Here is a 15,831-nt window from a genome sequence, read left to right as displayed (position 1 = left end):
ATGTCTTCCTTCGAACTCACGCTGCTTTACCTGCTCGCTGCAGTGATCGGCGTGGTGGGTTGCCGCATGCTGAAGCTGCCACCGATGCTCGGCTATCTGGTCGCCGGCGTGCTCATCGGCCCACACGCGCTCGCTTTGGCGCAGAACTCCGAAGGCATCCAGCATCTGGGCGAATTCGGCGTGGTATTCCTGATGTTCGTGATCGGGCTGGAATTCAACCTGCCGAAGCTGCGGGCCATGCGCAAGCACGTGTTCGGCCTCGGGCTGCTGCAGGTGCTGCTCACGATGACGATCGCCACCGCCGGTGCGCTGACGATCAGCACATTGCTGCCGGCGGCCTGGCATCTCGGCTGGCAAACGGCGCTGGCGCTGTCGGGCGCGCTCACGATGAGCAGCACCGCCATCGTCGTCAAGCTGATGGCCGAGCGCCTCGAGATGGAAAGCGAGCACGGCAAGCGCGTGATGGGCGTGCTGCTGTTCCAGGATCTCGCGGTGGTGCCGCTGCTGGTGCTGATCCCGGCGCTCGGCGCGCCGCCCGAAGCGCTGGCCAAGGCGCTCGGCATCGCGCTGCTGAAGGCGACCTTCCTGATCGGCGTGCTGCTCTATGGCGGGCCGCGCGTGATGCGCTGGTGGCTCACCATCGTGGCGCGGCGCCGCAGCGAAGAGCTCTTCATCCTCAACGTGCTGCTGGTCACGCTCGGGCTGGCGTGGCTCACCGAGCTCGCCGGCCTGTCGCTCGCGCTCGGCGCCTTCATCGCGGGCATGCTGATCTCCGAGACCGAATACAAGCACCAGGTCGAGACCGACATCCGCCCGTTCCACGACGTGCTGCTGGGCTTGTTCTTCATCACCATCGGCATGTCGCTCGACTGGCACATCGTGGTCGACCGCTGGATGCTGGTGGCGGTGCTGCTGGTGATGCCGCTGCTCTTCAAGCTCGGGCTGGTGATGCTGCTTGCGCGCCTGCTGGGCGCGACGGCCGGCGTGTCGCTGCGCACCGCGCTTTATCTGGCGCAGGCCGGTGAATTCGGCTTCGTGCTGCTGACGCTGGCGCAGGGCCGCGACCTGTTGCCGGCGTGGCTGGCCAGCCCCGTGCTCGCGTCGATGGTGTTGTCGATGCTGGCGACGCCTTTCATCATTCTTTACAGCAACGCCATCGTGCGAAAGCTGGTGGCGAGCGACTGGATGCAGCAGTCGCTGCAAATGACCAGCATCGCGCGCAAGACCATCAACACCGCAAAGCACGTGATCATCTGCGGCTACGGCCGCTGCGGGCAGAACCTGGCGCGCATCCTCGAGCGCGAAGGCATTCCCTACATGGCGCTCGACCTCGACCCCGATCGCGTGCGGCAAGCCGCTGCCGCCGGCGACTCGGTGGTGTTCGGCGATGCGGCGCGGCTGCAGGCGCTGATGGCGGCCGGCCTCGCACGCGCGAGCGCGGTCGTCGTGACGTACCTCGACGTGCCCGGCGCACTCAAGGTGCTGGCCAACACGCGCACCCACGCGCCGCAGGTGCCGGTGATCGTGCGCACGCAGGACGACCACGACCTCGAAAAACTGCAGGCCGCCGGTGCGACCGAAGTGGTGCCCGAAGCGATCGAAGGCTCGTTGATGCTGGCGAGCCACGCGCTGGCGCTGGTCGGCGTGCCGATGCGGCGCGTGATCCGCGTGGTGCAGGACCAGCGCGACGCGCGCTACAACCTGCTGCGCGGCTACTTCCACGGCGCCGACGACGACAACGCCGACGAGATCGACCACGAGCGGCTCAACTCCTTCACGCTGACACCGGGTGCCCGTGCGATCGGCCAGCCATTGGCCCGGCTGGCGCTGCACGCCCTCGGCGTGCGCGTGGCGAGCCTGCGGCATCAGGACGGGAAGGCGAGCGCACCGGCCGACGACCTGGTGCTGGCCGATGGCGACACGCTCGTGCTGTCGGGCAAGCCCGGCGCGCTGGCGGTCGCCATCGACAAATTGCAGAAGGGCTGATCCCGCTACATCGCGGCCGGGCGCGACGGCGGTCGGTCGGCCAGATCGCCGGGCACCCAGCGCTTGTCGATGTGCACGAAATTCTTGCGCTGCGTGAGGCGCCAGCCGTCGGCCGCCGTTTGCCACCGCGCACTGCGCCAGCTCGGCAGTTCGCGCACCAGCGCCTCGCTGACCTCCGGCTTGGCGAGCCAGGGCGCCGGCTCGTCGAGCACCCAGCGCACGTCGGCCGGCACGCCGGTGTAGCGCTTGCCGCGCAACCGCATGTCTTCCACGCGGCCGACGTTGCCCACGTCCACCAGCTTGACGCCCTTGGCGATGCACAGCCGCCGCGCGCCGCCCCATTCCGCGAGCAGAGGCAAGGGCTTGTAGACCAGGATGGGTTGCGACGTGAGGCCACCCGACACGCTGTTTTCGGGCGGTTCGTACAGCTTCGCCTCGACCAGCACGTTCATCCACGAGACCGTGACGGCGTTGTCGGCCTGCACGTTCACCGGCTCCTGGTCGTAAGCCAGGCCGTTCGCGACGCAAACGGGGTCGCGCCCCGGAAGGTCGCCGCCCGCCATCGCCTGGCGCATGGCCGCCTGCAATGCATCGGCCGTGACGGAAGGCCGCGACGGCCACCAGATGAGGCCCGCGGTGATGACGAGGAACACCGCGGCCGCGCCGGCAAACAGGACGCGCCGCGACCATGTCGACGAGAACCGCTCGGGCTCGATCGCGGCCAATTGAGACGGCGACGCGCACTGCGCGGCCCCGCACTGATCGCAGTACGGTGCATTGGCATCCGTCTGCCGGGAACAGGCTGCGCACCACACGGTCGTTTTGCCTTTGAGGTCGGTCAATAGAGATTGCGACGCTCGTCTTCACGCCGCTGCTGCTGGCGCACCGCTTCGCATTGCGGGTGTGCCATGAACTCGGCCTTCAGACATTGCGCCGCCATGCACTGGGCCATTGCAATGAAATTGCGCCCGGCGCAGGCGGCTTGCGGCACGACGGGCGGTGCGGGTTCCGGCACGGGTGCGGGAACAGGTGGCGGTGCCGGTGGCACGACGGCGACGGCAGCAGGCGCGGCGACTTTGCGCACTTTCGGCGCGGCGGGCGCTGCCGTTGCGCGCGTGGGTGCCGCGGGCGCCGCCGGCGGCAGCGGCGGCGCGGCGGCGATGGGCGCCGACACCGGCGGCGTCGACGGCGTCACGGGCTCGGGCGGCACCGCGGGCACAGGCGCCGACACGGCCGCGATCGGCGCCGGCTCGACGGTTGTTGCCACGGCCGTGCGGGTTCGACCGGCGTACACGTACCAGCCACCGGCGGCCGCGAGCGACAGCGCCACGACCATCCCGCCGAGGCCGAGCAACAGCCCGTTCGATCGCGTGGGCGGGCGAGAGCCGGGTGTGTCAGGGGCGGCTGGCTGTGTTGACGCCGCCGCCGGGCGAACGCTGGCGGGGACGCCAGCAGCTCGCAGTGGCGCGGGCGCCGTTGTGGCCCAGTCGTCATCTGACCCGACAGGCGTAGACACAACGCCGGCCAGTTTGCCGCCGCAGCCTTTGCAAAAACGCGCGCCATCACGGTTTTCCGTGACGCAGGCGGGGCATACCACAGCCATTTCTGACCTTCCGAACTATTTGTAACGATACCCAATTCGTTTCGACCGCCGAGGGCTCGAAAGCGGCTGCATTGTTACAGCGCTGTCCCGCCAGAAGTCGTCGCGACCGGCAGACCGGAAAATTCAGGTCACCGCCACGCGCTTGGGCTTGTTGACCATGCGTTTGGCAATGACGGCGCCGAGCGCCATCACCAGTTCGAGCGCCAGGTTCGGTTGTCGGTTCGACATTTCAGCGAACCGGATTGGGGTCATGCGCCAGACGCGCGCCGGACCGGTCGCCACCACGTTGGCCGAGCGCGGCAAGCGCGAGAAGAAGGAGCCCTCGCCCACGACGGAGCCCGGGTTCAAGATGGCCAACTGCATCTGGCCCTTGTCGCCGACCACATGGACGCTCAATGCGCCGCTCTCGATGAAAAAGACAGCCCGGTCCTGGGCGCCCTGGTCGATGAGCACCTGACCCGGCGGCAGATCGATGGCCTGCAGATAACCCACCAGCGTGTCCCATTGCGGCAGCGTGAACACGGGCGCAAATGCGTCGTAACTGGTGTTCTGCGCGATCGCGCGACACAATTCCTGGAGGGGGGAGGACATGTTTTTCAGCCTTGCTGTCGATCGGGCGAGTATGGCGGTTACTCAAATTGACAGCGACAAATGTCACATTTATGAGCGATTTTGTATCACTTTCCGATGCAAAAGCGGGAAAAAATCACGCCCAAAAGATCGTCCGACCCGAATTCGCCGGTGATTTCGTTCAACGCGTTCTGCGCAAGCCGCAGTTCTTCTGCCAAGAGGTCGAGCGACTGGGCGCGCGCCGCCAAGTGCATTGCCGCGATCCCGAGGTGTTCGCCCACCCGCGCCAGCGCCTGCACGTGGCGTGCACGCGCGAGGTAGACGCCTTCGGGCACGGCTTGCCAACCCGCCACCGCCAGAAGCTCATCGCGCAGCGCCTCGATGCCCGCGCCTGTTTTCGCGGACAGCACGATCCCGGCCCGCGTCGTCGACGACGCGATGGCGTCCTGCTTGTTCCAGATGTCGAGCACCGGGACGGCGGCGGGCAACTTCTCGCGCAGCCCCTGCAGGATGACCGCGTCGGCAGCGGCGTAGTCCGCGTTGTCGGCCCGCGTCAGGTCGTGCAGGAACAGCACGGCGTCCGCGCCCTCGATCTGGTCCCAGGCACGCGCCACGCCGATCTGCTCGACTTCGTCGTTGCTGTCGCGCAGCCCGGCGGTGTCCGCCACATGCAACGGGACGCCGTGGATCTGGATGGTCTGCGAAACGACGTCGCGCGTGGTGCCCGCCACCGCACTGACGATCGCCAGTTCGGCACCGGCCAGCGCATTGAGCAACGAACTCTTGCCGGCATTGGGCTGCCCCGCGATCACGACCTTGATGCCTTCGCGCAGCAAGGCGCCTAGTCGTGCGCGCTGCTGGACGGCGCCCAGTTGGCGCTGCAGCGAAACGAGTTGCCCCGTGGCATCGGCTTTCTGCAGGAAATCGATTTCTTCTTCCGGAAAGTCGAGCGTGGCTTCGACCAGCATGCGCAGCTGGATCAGCGCATCGCGCAACGTGTGGATCTCCCGGGAAAACGCGCCCGCCAGCGACCGTCCGGCACTGCGTGCCGCCGCCTCGGTACTGGCGTCGATCAGGTCGGCGATCGCCTCGGCCTGCGCCAGATCGATCTTGCCGTTGAGAAAAGCCCGCTGACTGAATTCGCCGGGCTCTGCCACACGCAGGCCGGGAAGCCGCGCGCGGCCCGTCCCGGGATCGGGCTCGGCGGCGGCCTCCAGGCAGCGAGCGACGAGCAGCTGCAACACCACCGCACCCCCGTGCGCCTGCAGCTCGAGCACGTCTTCCCCGGTAAAGGAGTTCGGCGACGGAAAGTGGATCGCCAGACCGTGGTCGATCGGCTCGCTGGCGGCATCGCGAAAGGGCAGGTAGGTCGCTTCGCGCGGCTTGAGCGGTCGCGCGCAGAGCGCGTCGATCAACGGTGCCAGGTCCTGGCCCGACACCCGCACGATGCCGACGGCGCCGCGCCCCGGTGCGGTGGCCACGGCAACGATCGGGTCGGAAGTGCGGGCGAGCATGGCGTCGATTCTTTCAGTTTCTGGAAACGACAAGGGCCGCTTTCGCGGCCCTCGGGGGACATGGGTGGTGGCGGGCTTACTTGCCGAGCACGCCAAGACGCTTGTTGATGAACCACTGCTGCGCGATTGACAACGTGTTGTTCGTGATCCAGTACAGCACCAGACCGGCCGGAAAGAAAAGGAACATCACGCTGAACGCAAGCGGCATGATCCACATCAGCTTGGCCTGCATCGGATCGGGCGGCGTCGGGTTGAGCCAGGTCTGGAACAACGACGTCGCGGTCATGACGACCGGCAGGATGAACCATGGGTCGGGTGCCGAGAGGTCATGGATCCAGCCGATCCAGGGTGCATGGCGCATTTCGACCGACGAGAGCAGCACCCAGTAGAGCGCGATGAACACCGGGATCTGGATCACGATCGGGAAGCAGCCACCCATCGGGTTGACCTTTTCTTCCTTGTAGATCCGCATCATTTCCTGCTGCATCTCTTGCGGCTTGTCCTTCAGGCGCTCGCGCATCTCGGTGATGCGCGGGCTGATGCCCTTCATCTTGGCCATGCTCGCGTAGGCCTTGGCGTTGAGCCAGTAAAAGGCCGCCTTCAGCAGCACCACGAGCGCGACGATGGACCAGCCCCAGTTGCCCAGAATGTTGTGCAGCTGGTTGAGCAGCCAGTAGAGCGGCTTGGAGATGATCGCGAAGATGCCGTAGTCCTTGACCAGGTCGAGGCCAGGCGCGAGCGCCTCCAGCTTCTTTTCTTCTTCGGGGCCGGCGAACAGCGTGGTGTTCACCGTCTCGGTGGCGCCCGGTGCGATCTTCGGCAGATTGGCCACCATGGCGATGGTGAAGAGGTTGTCGCCCAGATCGCGCACGCGGAACTCGCGCTTGAGTGCACCATTGCCCTCACCCTGCAGCAACCAGGCGGTCGCGAAGTAATGCTGAACCATCGCGATCCAGCCGTTGTCGGCGGGCGGCGGCACTTCGGCCTTCCCCTTGGCGATGTCCTTGAAGTCGATCTTGTGGAACTTCTTTTCGTTGGTGTAGGCCGCCGGGCCGGCGAAGGTGTTGGTGCCGAACATCGTGCCTGCTGCCACCGTGCCATGACGCAGCAACTGCAGGTAGAGCTGCGTGTCGCGCGGCTGGTCGCCGACGTTCACGACATCGTGCTTCACGCGGATCGAGTAGTCGTTGCGGGTGAAGGTATAGGTCTTGATGTACTTGATGCCGTTGACCGGCTGCGACTCGAACGCCACGTCGAGCGTGTTCTGGCCATCGGCCAATTCGCGCGGACCGCTCTTCGCGGTCATCTGGCTGAACTGGTCGGGAAAGCGCTCGTTCGGATTGGCCGCATTCAGCAGGCCGGTTTGCGCGACGTAGCGGGTCGCGGGCGAGCCGTCTTCCATCAACGTCACGTCCTTCACCTCGTTGGGCGGGACCGGGTAGCCGAACATCTTGCGGACCGTTTCGACCAGGCCGCCGTTGTTGGTCTGGTCGTCGAACTTGCGCAACTGGAGCTGCGACACCGTGCCGCCCTGACTGTCCAGCGTCGCCTTGAACAAATCGGTGGTCACGGCGATCTTCTCGCTCGCCGCTACCGGCGCGCCTTGCGTCGGCACGGCGCCGGAGGCCGCATTGGCTGCCGGGGCACCACTGACAGGCGAGGTCCCGGCTTGCGGCGCCGGCGCTGCCACGGGCGGATGCGCCGACGGCAGGAACGTGGCCTTGTTGCCGTTGAAGACTTGCCATTGATCCCACAGCAGGACCAGCGAAAAACCGAAGATCACCCAGAGGACCGTTCGGCGGATATCGAGCATGTTCATGACGAAGACTTCTTGTCGGGAGAAACGAAAGCGAACAATGCTTTCGGAGGAACGGGATCGTGGCCGCCCGCGCAATAAGGCTGGCAACGGACCAGCCGCTTGAGTGTCAGGTAGCTGCCCATTCCGGCGCCGTGCACTTCAAGCGCCTCGATGGCATAGACGGAGCAAGTCGGCGAGAACCGGCACGATGCGCCGAGCCAGGGGCTCAGCAACAAGCGATAGGCCTTGACGATGCCGATGAGCAGCCGCCGAATCATGTGCGCGCTCCGGCGGCTGCCCGTGCGAGCAACTGCTGAAGCTCGGTCCGGATGGCCGCTTTGAGCTTGGCGGAACTGGCGCTCACGAATTCCTTGCGATCGAATGTCGCGCGCAGTCGCACCACGTGGGCAGCCGCCGGCAAGGAAACGTCAGGTGCTGCGCTCACGGAATAGATCTGTCGCTTGATGGCGTTGCGCGTAACGGCGCGGCGTGCCCAGCGCTTGGGCACCATGGCGCCCAGCCACACCTCCGGCAAACCGAAGAGGGCCGCGACTTGGCCCGCTGGCGCGTCGAGCGGACAGCGGTGCAAGGCGAAGTGGGTGGTGCGCGCCACGGTGGCACCTGCGAGGACGGCCTGGAATTGCGCGCGGGTCTTGAGCCGCTGCATGTCCGGCAAAGGCGCGCTGTCTGACGTCAGACGGCCAGGCGCTTGCGGCCCTTGGCGCGGCGTGCGTTGATCACGGCGCGACCACCGCGGGTCTTCATGCGAACGAGGAAGCCGTGGGTACGGGCGCGGCGGACTTTGGATGCTTGGTAAGTGCGTTTCATGATGCTTTTCCTGATGAACCGTGCCGATGAACGATTGCGCCGGCAGGTGGGTGACTCGATGTCTTTCTGACGTTCTTACCCCGAAACGCTCAAGAGCTTTTCAGGGAAACCCGCGATTATCGCAAACATTTGAGAGAGCGACAATATTGGCACCATTCCGCAACGGTTTCGTGACGGTCAGGCGCCATGTGGATAAGGTTTTGACAAGTTAGAATGCCGGGCTGCCTTGCGGCAAGAATATCCACAATATAAAGAACGAGAGATGCCCGCGGGATTCCCTACATTTTCAAGCACCCATGTCGACTGACGGCATCGGTGCAAGCCTCTGGCAAGCCTGCGTTGACCAACTCGCGCAAGAGCTGTCGGAACAGCAGTTCAATACCTGGATCAAGCCGCTGACGGCACACGTCGCGGACGACCTGTCACGCATCACGGTGTTCGTCGCCAACCGCTTCAAGCTCGACTGGATTCGCGCCCAGTACGCAGGCAAGATCGCCTCCATGGCCGAGAAGATGTACGGCCAGCCCGTCATCGTTGAGTTAGCGCTCGCTCAGCGCGAGGCGCCCGCCCGTGCTGCGCCAATGGCAGTGATGTCTGAAACAGATGTGCCGCGCGACGTGGCTGGCCAGGGCGAAGATCCGGCAGCGGCCGCGTTCAAGAACCGCCTCAACTCCGGGCTCACTTTCGACACGCTGGTCGAGGGCACCGCCAACCGCATGGCGCGCGCTGCGGCGATGCACGTGGCCGGCATGCCGGGCCACCTCTACAACCCGCTTTTCATCTACGGCGGGGTCGGCCTGGGCAAGACCCACTTGATGCACGCCGTGGGCAATCGCCTGCTGGCCGACCGGCCCGATTCCAAAGTTCTCTACATCCACGCGGAGCAGTTCGTGTCGGATGTGGTCAAGGCCTACCAGCGCAAGACTTTCGACGAGTTCAAGGAGCGCTACCACTCGCTCGATCTGCTCCTCATTGACGACGTCCAGTTCTTCGCCAACAAGGACCGGACGCAGGAAGAATTCTTCAATGCATTCGAGGCGCTGCTCGCCAAGAAGTCGCACATCGTGATGACCAGCGACACCTATCCGAAGGGCCTGGCCGACATCCACGAGCGGCTGGTGTCGCGTTTCGATTCGGGCCTGACGGTGGCCATCGAGCCGCCCGAGCTCGAAATGCGCGTGGCGATCCTGATCAACAAGGCGCGCGTCGAATCGGTCGAGATGCCCGAAGAGGTGGCCTTCTTCGTCGCCAAGAACGTGCGCTCGAACGTGCGTGAACTCGAAGGCGCGCTGCGCAAGATCCTCGCGTACTCGCGCTTCAACCAGAAAGAGATTTCGATCGCCCTGGCGCGCGAAGCGCTGCGCGATTTGCTGTCGATCCAGAATCGCCAGATCTCTGTGGAAAACATCCAGAAGACGGTAGCCGACTACTACAAGATCAAGGTCGCCGACATGTACAGCAAGAAGCGCCCGGCCAGCATCGCGCGGCCGCGCCAGATTGCGATGTACCTGGCCAAAGAGCTGACCCAGAAGAGCCTGCCGGAAATTGGCGAGCTGTTCGGGGGCCGCGATCACACGACGGTGCTGCATGCGGTGCGCAAGATTTCGGGCGAGCGCCAGCAGCTCACCGAACTGAACCAGCAACTGCACGTGCTCGAGCAGACCTTAAAAGGCTGAAGCGTTTCGACGCAAGGCAACGCATCCAAAAAAGATAGGAAGAGGTAAACATGATCGTCCTGAAGGCAACCCAAGACAAAGTCCTCGCCGCGCTGCAGTCCGTCGCCGGCATTGTCGAGCGCCGCCACACGCTGCCGATCCTGGCCAATGTGCTGATCCGCAAGACGGGCGGCCAGTTGCAGCTCACCACGAGCGATCTGGAAATCCAGATCCGCACGACGGCCGAACTCGGCGGTGACGAGGGCAACTTCACGACGACCATCGGTGCGCGCAAGCTCATCGACATCCTGCGCACCATGCCGGCCGACCAGACCGTGAGCCTCGAATCGTCGGCTGCCAAGCTGGTGCTCAAGGGTGGCAAGAGCCGCTTCACGCTGCAGTCGCTGCCGGCCGAAGACTTCCCGCTGGTGCAGGAAGCCGCCAACTTCGGCCCCGTGTTCAGCGTGCCGCAGAAAACACTCAAGGACCTGCTCTCGCAAGTGTCGTTCGCGATGGCGGTGCACGACATCCGTTATTACCTCAACGGCATCCTGTTCGTGGCCGAAGGCAAGCAACTGAGCCTGGTCGCGACCGACGGCCACCGCCTGGCCTTCGCCTCCGCCACGCTCGACGTCGAAGTGCCGCGCCAAGAAGTGATCCTGCCGCGCAAGACGGTGCTCGAAATGCAGCGCCTGCTGTCCGACGCCGAAGGCGCGATCGAGATGCAGTTCGCCAACAACCAGGCGAAGTTCAGCTTCGGCGGCATGGAGTTCGTCACCAAGCTGGTCGAGGGCAAGTTCCCCGACTACAACCGCGTGATTCCGAAGAACCACAAGAACACCGTCACGCTCGGCCGCGCACCGCTGCTCGCCAGCCTGCAACGCACCGCCATCCTGACCAGCGAGAAGTTCAAGGGCGTGCGCCTGAACCTCGAACCCGGCACCTTGCGCATCGCATCGAACAATGCCGAGCAGGAAGAGGCCGTCGACGAGCTCGACATCGACTACGGCGGCGAGGCCATCGAGATCGGCTTCAACGTCACCTACCTGATCGATGCGCTGGCCAACATGGGCCAGGACATGGTCCAGCTGGACCTGGCCGACTCGAACAGTTCGGCACTGCTCACGATTCCCGAGAACGCGAGCTTCAAGTACGTCGTCATGCCGATGCGGATTTAAGAGGGAGAACCGATGAGCGAAGAAAATAAGCCAGAAGTGCCGCACACCGAGCCGGTCTACACCGCCGAAATCGACAGCGCGATTCCGATCGAAGTCACGCCGCCCGACACCTCGTACGGTGAAGGCTCGATCACGATCCTCGAAGGCCTGGAGGCGGTGCGCAAGCGGCCCGGCATGTACATCGGCGACACCTCCGACGGCACCGGCCTGCACCACCTCGTGTTCGAAGTGGTCGACAACTCGATCGACGAGGCGCTGGCCGGTTACTGCGACGACATCGTCGTCACCATCCATTCCGACAATTCGATCTCCGTCACCGACAACGGCCGCGGGATTCCGACCGGCGTGAAGATGGATGACAAGCACGAGCCCAAGCGCTCGGCTGCTGAAATCGCACTGACCGAGCTGCATGCCGGCGGCAAATTCAACCAGAACAGCTACAAGGTGTCGGGCGGCCTGCACGGCGTGGGCGTGAGCTGCGTGAACGCGCTGAGCGTGATGCTGCGGCTGGTGGTGCGCCGCGAAGGCAAGATCCACGAACTCGAATTCAGCCGCGGCTTCGTGCAGAACCGCTTGCTCGAAACGGTGAACGGCGTCGAAGTCTCGCCGATGAAGATCGTCGGCGACACCGACAAGCGCGGCACCGAAGTGCACTTCCTGCCCGACACCACCATCTTCATCGAGAACGCGGACTTCCATTACGAGATCCTTTCCAAGCGCCTGCGCGAGCTGAGCTTCCTGAACAACGGCGTGCGCATCCGCCTGCTCGACGAACGCACCGGCAAGGAAGACGACTTCTCGGGCGCGGGCGGCGTGCGCGGCTTTGTCGAGTTCATCAACAAGGGCAAGACCGTCCTGCATCCGAACGTGTTCTACGCAGAGGGCCGGCGCCCGGCCGAAACGTACGGCGGCATCCCCGGCACCGAAATCGGCGTCGAAGTCGCGATGCAGTGGAACAGCGGCTACAACGAACAGGTGCTGTGCTTCACCAACAACATCCCGCAGCGGGATGGCGGCACCCACCTGACCGGCCTGCGCGCCGCGATGACCCGCATCATCAACAAGTACATCGACGAGAACGACTTCGCCAAGAAGGCGAAGGTCGAAGTGACCGGCGACGACATGCGCGAAGGCCTGTGCTGCGTGCTGAGCGTGAAGGTGCCCGAGCCCAAGTTCTCCAGCCAGACCAAGGACAAGCTGGTGTCCAGCGAAGTGCGCGCGCCGGTGGAAGACATCGTCGGTAAGCTGCTCTCGGACTACCTGCAGGAACGCCCGGCCGATGCCAAGATCATCTGCGGAAAGATCGTCGAAGCGGCGCGTGCGCGCGAAGCGGCCCGCAAGGCGCGCGAAATGACGCGCCGCAAGGGCGTGCTCGACGGCATGGGCCTGCCCGGCAAGCTGGCCGACTGCCAGGAAAAAGATCCGGCGCTGTGCGAGGTGTATCTGGTGGAGGGCGACTCCGCCGGCGGCTCCGCCAAGCAGGGTCGCGACCGGAAGTTCCAGGCCATCCTGCCGCTGCGCGGCAAGATCCTGAACGTCGAAAAAGCGCGCTATGAAAAGCTGCTGACCAGCAACGAAATTCTCGTGATGATCACTGCGCTCGGCACCGGCATCGGCCGCGCGGGCGGCAGCACGGCGGGCGGCGGCGCGGACGACTTCAACGTCGCCAAGCTGCGCTACCACCGCATCATCATCATGACCGACGCCGACGTCGACGGCGCCCACATCCGCACGCTGCTGCTGACCTTCTTCTACCGGCAGATGCCGGAGCTGGTCGAGCGCGGCCATATCTACATCGCGCAGCCGCCGCTCTACAAGGTGAAGGTCGGCAAGGAAGAGCAGTACCTGAAAGACGGTCCGGCGCTCGATGCGTTTCTGCTCAAGGTCGCGCTGCAAAACGCGAGCATCGAAACCGGTGGCGCCAACGCCACCACGCTGACCGGCGACACCTTGTCTGAGCTCGCGCGCAAGCACCAGGTGGCCGAAGCCGTCATCGCGCGGCTGCGCAACTTCATGGACGCCGAAGCGCTGCGCGCCATCGCCGACGGCGTGACGCTCGATCTCGACACCACGCCCGCCGCCGAGGCCTCGGCCGTCGCGCTGCAGGTCAAGCTGCGCGAGCTGAACACCACCGGCATCCCCGCCGAGGTGACCAGCGAATTCGACGTGCGCACCGACAAGCCGCTGTTGCGCATCAGCCGCCGCCACCACGGCAACATCAAGAGCAGCGTCATCACGCAAGACTTCGTGCACGGCGCCGACTACGCGGCGCTGGCCCTGGCCGCCAACACCTTCCGCGACCTGCTGAGCCCCGAAGGCGCCGTGGTGAAGCGTGGCGAAGGCGAACGCGCGAAGGAAGAAAAGGTCGCCGACTTCCGCATCGCCATGAAGTGGCTGATCAGCGAAGCCGAACGCGTGACCGCGCGCCAGCGCTACAAGGGCCTGGGCGAAATGAACCCCGAGCAGCTGTGGGAAACCACGATGGACCCGAACGTGCGCCGCCTCCTGCGCGTGCAGATCGACGACGCCATCGAAGCCGATCGCGTGTTCACGATGCTGATGGGGGACGAGGTGGAGCCGCGTCGGCAGTTCATCGAGCAGAACGCGCTGCGGGCGGCGAATATCGATGTGTGAAGTGCCGCGAAAAGAGATTGCGCGCGTTCACAGAATCCGCTGCCTGCCTGGCAGGTAAGCGCCTTGTCCGTCTCCCATTTCAGCGGCAATGCGCCGCTTCGCTGCGGCACGGGTGGAGGACCGCCGGTCGTGCGGCACGATCAGCACGTCCGATGTTGACCAAGCGAGAACGCGACTGGAAACCGCCCCGCATAAAAACTCCATGGCGACCGAGCGCCGCGCCTTTCCGACGACGATCAGTGCTGCCCCGCTGGCCTGTTGATGCAGTGACGTCTGGCGTCCCGGTTCGCCACTGCCCGTCGAGAGGCCCGGTGCCCGCCCGCCGGTGTCGACCGACAGCGCCAGTGCATCGAGGCGGCTTCGGGCTTGAGCCTCCTGATGTTCACGGAATGCCTTGACCACGTCCCACGAAACGTCTGCGGAGCGAAGCTTGGCCTCGTCCGTCCTGCTGATCGCGTGGAACAACTCAAGCGCCGCACGATCATCCACTCGGCCCGCGTGCACCACGAGATGCCGAGCGGCCTCCGTGAAATCGACGGCCACCACAATCTTGGCGTAAGGCAAGCGTCCTTTCGAGCGCGTCAAGAGCAAAGGACAACGCGTCAGTCGCATGACACGCTGGTGCCATTCGCCCTTGAAGAAGGTTCCGACTTGGCGCTCGCGTCGATACGTGGACACCAGCAAGTCGGCGCAGTTCGCCTCGGCTGCGATGTCCTCCGGGGAGGCTCCGCAACGGCGAGCCACCCTCACGGAGAGCCCGGCCGCGCTGGCGACGGTGCGAGCAAGCTCGCTCAGATGAGCGCCGTAGTAAGGCCACACCGGATTGTCAGCAACCGGGACATACATCAACCGGAGTTCGGCCCCGCAATTGGCAGCGACGACGGCCGCACGTTGGACGGCTTCGTTTCCCGATGCTGAAAGATCGGTGACCGCGAGAATGGTCTTGTAGTGCATCGAAGGGGGTCCTCATTCGGAAATGGGTGAGCGCGCCTGTCCATGGCCTGGACGGGCGTGTGAAGTCACGGATGAGCGCGACGGCGCCGCAGCGTTCTACGTCGTGTAGTCGCCGCTGGCCTCGGGTTGGAAGAGGACGGACACCACCTCTGCCGAGCACGCCTCGCCGCTGGGCGTCAGCCATCGCGCGACCGCACCTTCGCGCAAGCCGATCAGGCTGAGGCCGACGGGGGAGAGCACGGAAATGAAACCGGCGGCAGGCTCGGCGTCGCCTGGAAAACAGATCGTCAGCTTCTGCCGGCGCAGCGTGTGGGCATCGACCAGTTCGACCTGTGAATACATCGTGACGAGATCGGCTGACACATCGCGCGACGGCACGACTTCGGTGCCCGACAAGAGGTCTGCCAGGTCGGCCGGCAGCTGGCCGCCGTACAACTTGGCGAGACGTGAGAAATCCAGTTCGGTGAGCATTCGCTCGCCGTGAATCGTTGCATGCATGACGCACTCCATTCGAATTCGCAGACGCCGCACGGGCGGTCGCCCACTGTCGCGCGGGGCAGGTGCCCGGCGATCAGTGATTGCGCAGAAAGGTGGAGTGGATCGCCGGGCTCAAGGATGTGCGGCCGGCTGTCGAAGTCCCAGCGTGACCACCTGGCACCAAACGCACGATCGGAGGCTCGCCGCACAAGGCAAGATCGTCGTGAAAGCGTCGAGGCGACAGCAGGAGAGCGGGGTTCGCATGGCGCGAGTCTAGGTGGCGAGAGCCGCCCGGGGCAAGGCATGGCCCCACCTTCCTTGCCAGAATGATCGGAGCGGATACCTGAAGCACTGGGGTCCCATAGACTGAATGCATGCAAACCCAGGCGCACATCGTTTACACAGTCCGAGGCCAGGTCGGCCTCGGACTGTGGGCGATGACCACATCGCGCGCCTTGACGTTCGTTCGACCCACTGCCGGGTCACCACAGACCCTCGCACTTTCCTGAGCCCGGCGGTCAGCCTCCCCCTTCCAGCGCCATCCATCGACCGTCGGGCACCAGCCCAGCGTTAGCGATCCGGATTCTCCGCGCGGACTCCGTTCGACGCGATCGCCCTTGCCCCTTATCAGCGT

13 protein-coding genes and 1 pseudogene are annotated in these 15,831 nt (G+C 65.0%); 4 read left to right on the top strand and 10 right to left on the bottom strand.

Translation table 11 applies throughout. The features are described from left to right. Positions 1–1,986 (top strand): monovalent cation:proton antiporter family protein, encoded by a 1,986-nt coding sequence (locus AX767_RS10585; protein ID WP_068631127.1) that lies wholly within the window; start codon positions 1–3, stop codon positions 1,984–1,986. 5 nt (positions 1,987–1,991) lie between these two features. On the opposite strand, the gene AX767_RS10580 is transcribed toward AX767_RS10585, so the two are convergent. The 8 genes from AX767_RS10580 to rpmH all read right to left on the bottom strand — a co-directional run bounded on the left by AX767_RS10580 (position 1,992) and on the right by rpmH (position 8,299). Further along, positions 1,992–2,711, bottom strand: a complete 720-nt coding sequence (locus AX767_RS10580) for a hypothetical protein (protein ID WP_068631125.1) — start codon at positions 2,709–2,711, stop codon at positions 1,992–1,994. Between the two features lie 113 nt (positions 2,712–2,824). Further along, positions 2,825–3,340 (bottom strand): hypothetical protein, encoded by a 516-nt coding sequence (locus AX767_RS10575; RefSeq protein ID WP_237288611.1) that lies wholly within the window; start codon positions 3,338–3,340, stop codon positions 2,825–2,827. Positions 3,341–3,712: 372 nt separating this feature from the next. Beyond that, complete coding sequence (locus AX767_RS10570; RefSeq protein WP_068631121.1) at positions 3,713–4,180, bottom strand: Crp/Fnr family transcriptional regulator; 468 nt, start codon at positions 4,178–4,180, stop codon at positions 3,713–3,715. Positions 4,181–4,266: 86 nt separating this feature from the next. Continuing rightward, positions 4,267–5,673 (bottom strand): tRNA uridine-5-carboxymethylaminomethyl(34) synthesis GTPase MnmE, encoded by a 1,407-nt coding sequence (gene mnmE, locus AX767_RS10565; RefSeq protein ID WP_068631119.1) that lies wholly within the window; start codon positions 5,671–5,673, stop codon positions 4,267–4,269. A 76-nt stretch (positions 5,674–5,749) separates the two neighbouring features. Then, positions 5,750–7,486 carry a membrane protein insertase YidC gene (gene yidC / locus AX767_RS10560; RefSeq protein ID WP_068633575.1) on the bottom strand — a complete coding sequence of 579 codons (1,737 nt, stop codon included), beginning with the start codon at positions 7,484–7,486 and terminating at the stop codon, positions 5,750–5,752. A gap of 2 nt (positions 7,487–7,488) precedes the next feature. Continuing rightward, a complete protein-coding gene (yidD, locus tag AX767_RS10555) occupies positions 7,489–7,749 on the bottom strand; it encodes a membrane protein insertion efficiency factor YidD (RefSeq protein WP_068631117.1) in 261 nt (86 codons plus the stop codon). Beyond that, positions 7,746–8,138 carry a ribonuclease P protein component gene (locus tag AX767_RS10550; protein ID WP_068631115.1) on the bottom strand — a complete coding sequence of 131 codons (393 nt, stop codon included), beginning with the start codon at positions 8,136–8,138 and terminating at the stop codon, positions 7,746–7,748. The genes yidD and AX767_RS10550 overlap by 4 nt, the downstream gene beginning before the upstream one ends. Before the next feature lie 26 nt (positions 8,139–8,164). Then, the gene (rpmH, locus tag AX767_RS10545; RefSeq protein ID WP_007834827.1) at positions 8,165–8,299 is read right to left on the bottom strand and encodes a 50S ribosomal protein L34; all 135 of its coding nucleotides are present in this window, start codon (positions 8,297–8,299) and stop codon (positions 8,165–8,167) included. 296 nt (positions 8,300–8,595) lie between these two features. Between rpmH and dnaA the strand changes: the two genes are divergently transcribed. From dnaA to gyrB, 3 genes and pseudogenes are all read left to right on the top strand, one after another. Beyond that, on the top strand, positions 8,596–9,975 hold the full coding sequence (dnaA, locus tag AX767_RS10540; protein WP_068631113.1) for a chromosomal replication initiator protein DnaA: 1,380 nt from the start codon (positions 8,596–8,598) through the stop codon (positions 9,973–9,975). A gap of 50 nt (positions 9,976–10,025) precedes the next feature. Beyond that, positions 10,026–11,132, top strand: coding sequence for a DNA polymerase III subunit beta (gene dnaN, locus AX767_RS10535; RefSeq protein WP_068631111.1), 1,107 nt, complete (start codon positions 10,026–10,028; stop codon positions 11,130–11,132). Positions 11,133–11,246: 114 nt separating this feature from the next. Further along, a pseudogene (gene gyrB / locus AX767_RS10530) lies at positions 11,247–13,766 on the top strand (DNA topoisomerase (ATP-hydrolyzing) subunit B); the annotation flags it as partial. Between the two features lie 27 nt (positions 13,767–13,793). On the opposite strand, the gene AX767_RS10525 reads toward gyrB, so the two are convergent. Together AX767_RS10525 and AX767_RS10520 are read right to left on the bottom strand one after the other, a co-directional pair. Beyond that, on the bottom strand, positions 13,794–14,720 hold the full coding sequence (locus tag AX767_RS10525; protein ID WP_068631106.1) for a universal stress protein: 927 nt from the start codon (positions 14,718–14,720) through the stop codon (positions 13,794–13,796). 96 nt (positions 14,721–14,816) lie between these two features. Continuing rightward, positions 14,817–15,218: a GreA/GreB family elongation factor gene (locus tag AX767_RS10520; RefSeq protein ID WP_068633574.1), complete on the bottom strand. Its 402-nt coding sequence runs from the start codon at positions 15,216–15,218 to the stop codon at positions 14,817–14,819. Between the last annotated feature and the right edge of the window lie 613 nt (positions 15,219–15,831).

The sequence above is a fragment of the Variovorax sp. PAMC 28711 genome (assembly GCF_001577265.1).
GTDB lineage: Bacteria > Pseudomonadota > Gammaproteobacteria > Burkholderiales > Burkholderiaceae_C > Variovorax.
The sequence above is the reverse complement of the archived record's forward strand: the minus strand, read 5'-3'. Positions and strand labels throughout refer to the sequence as shown.

Coding starts and splice junctions, on each gene's coding strand:
- AX767_RS10585 (WP_068631127.1), top strand. CDS start 1: ATGTCTTCCTTCGAACTCACGCTGCTTTACCTGCTCGCTGCAGTGATC.
- AX767_RS10570 (WP_068631121.1), bottom strand. CDS start 4,180: ATGTCCTCCCCCCTCCAGGAATTGTGTCGCGCGATCGCGCAGAACACC.
- mnmE (WP_068631119.1), bottom strand. CDS start 5,673: ATGCTCGCCCGCACTTCCGACCCGATCGTTGCCGTGGCCACCGCACCG.
- yidC (WP_068633575.1), bottom strand. CDS start 7,486: ATGCTCGATATCCGCCGAACGGTCCTCTGGGTGATCTTCGGTTTTTCG.
- yidD (WP_068631117.1), bottom strand. CDS start 7,749: ATGATTCGGCGGCTGCTCATCGGCATCGTCAAGGCCTATCGCTTGTTG.
- AX767_RS10550 (WP_068631115.1), bottom strand. CDS start 8,138: ATGCAGCGGCTCAAGACCCGCGCGCAATTCCAGGCCGTCCTCGCAGGT.
- rpmH (WP_007834827.1), bottom strand. CDS start 8,299: ATGAAACGCACTTACCAAGCATCCAAAGTCCGCCGCGCCCGTACCCAC.
- dnaA (WP_068631113.1), top strand. CDS start 8,596: ATGTCGACTGACGGCATCGGTGCAAGCCTCTGGCAAGCCTGCGTTGAC.
- dnaN (WP_068631111.1), top strand. CDS start 10,026: ATGATCGTCCTGAAGGCAACCCAAGACAAAGTCCTCGCCGCGCTGCAG.
- AX767_RS10525 (WP_068631106.1), bottom strand. CDS start 14,720: ATGCACTACAAGACCATTCTCGCGGTCACCGATCTTTCAGCATCGGGA.
- AX767_RS10520 (WP_068633574.1), bottom strand. CDS start 15,218: ATGCATGCAACGATTCACGGCGAGCGAATGCTCACCGAACTGGATTTC.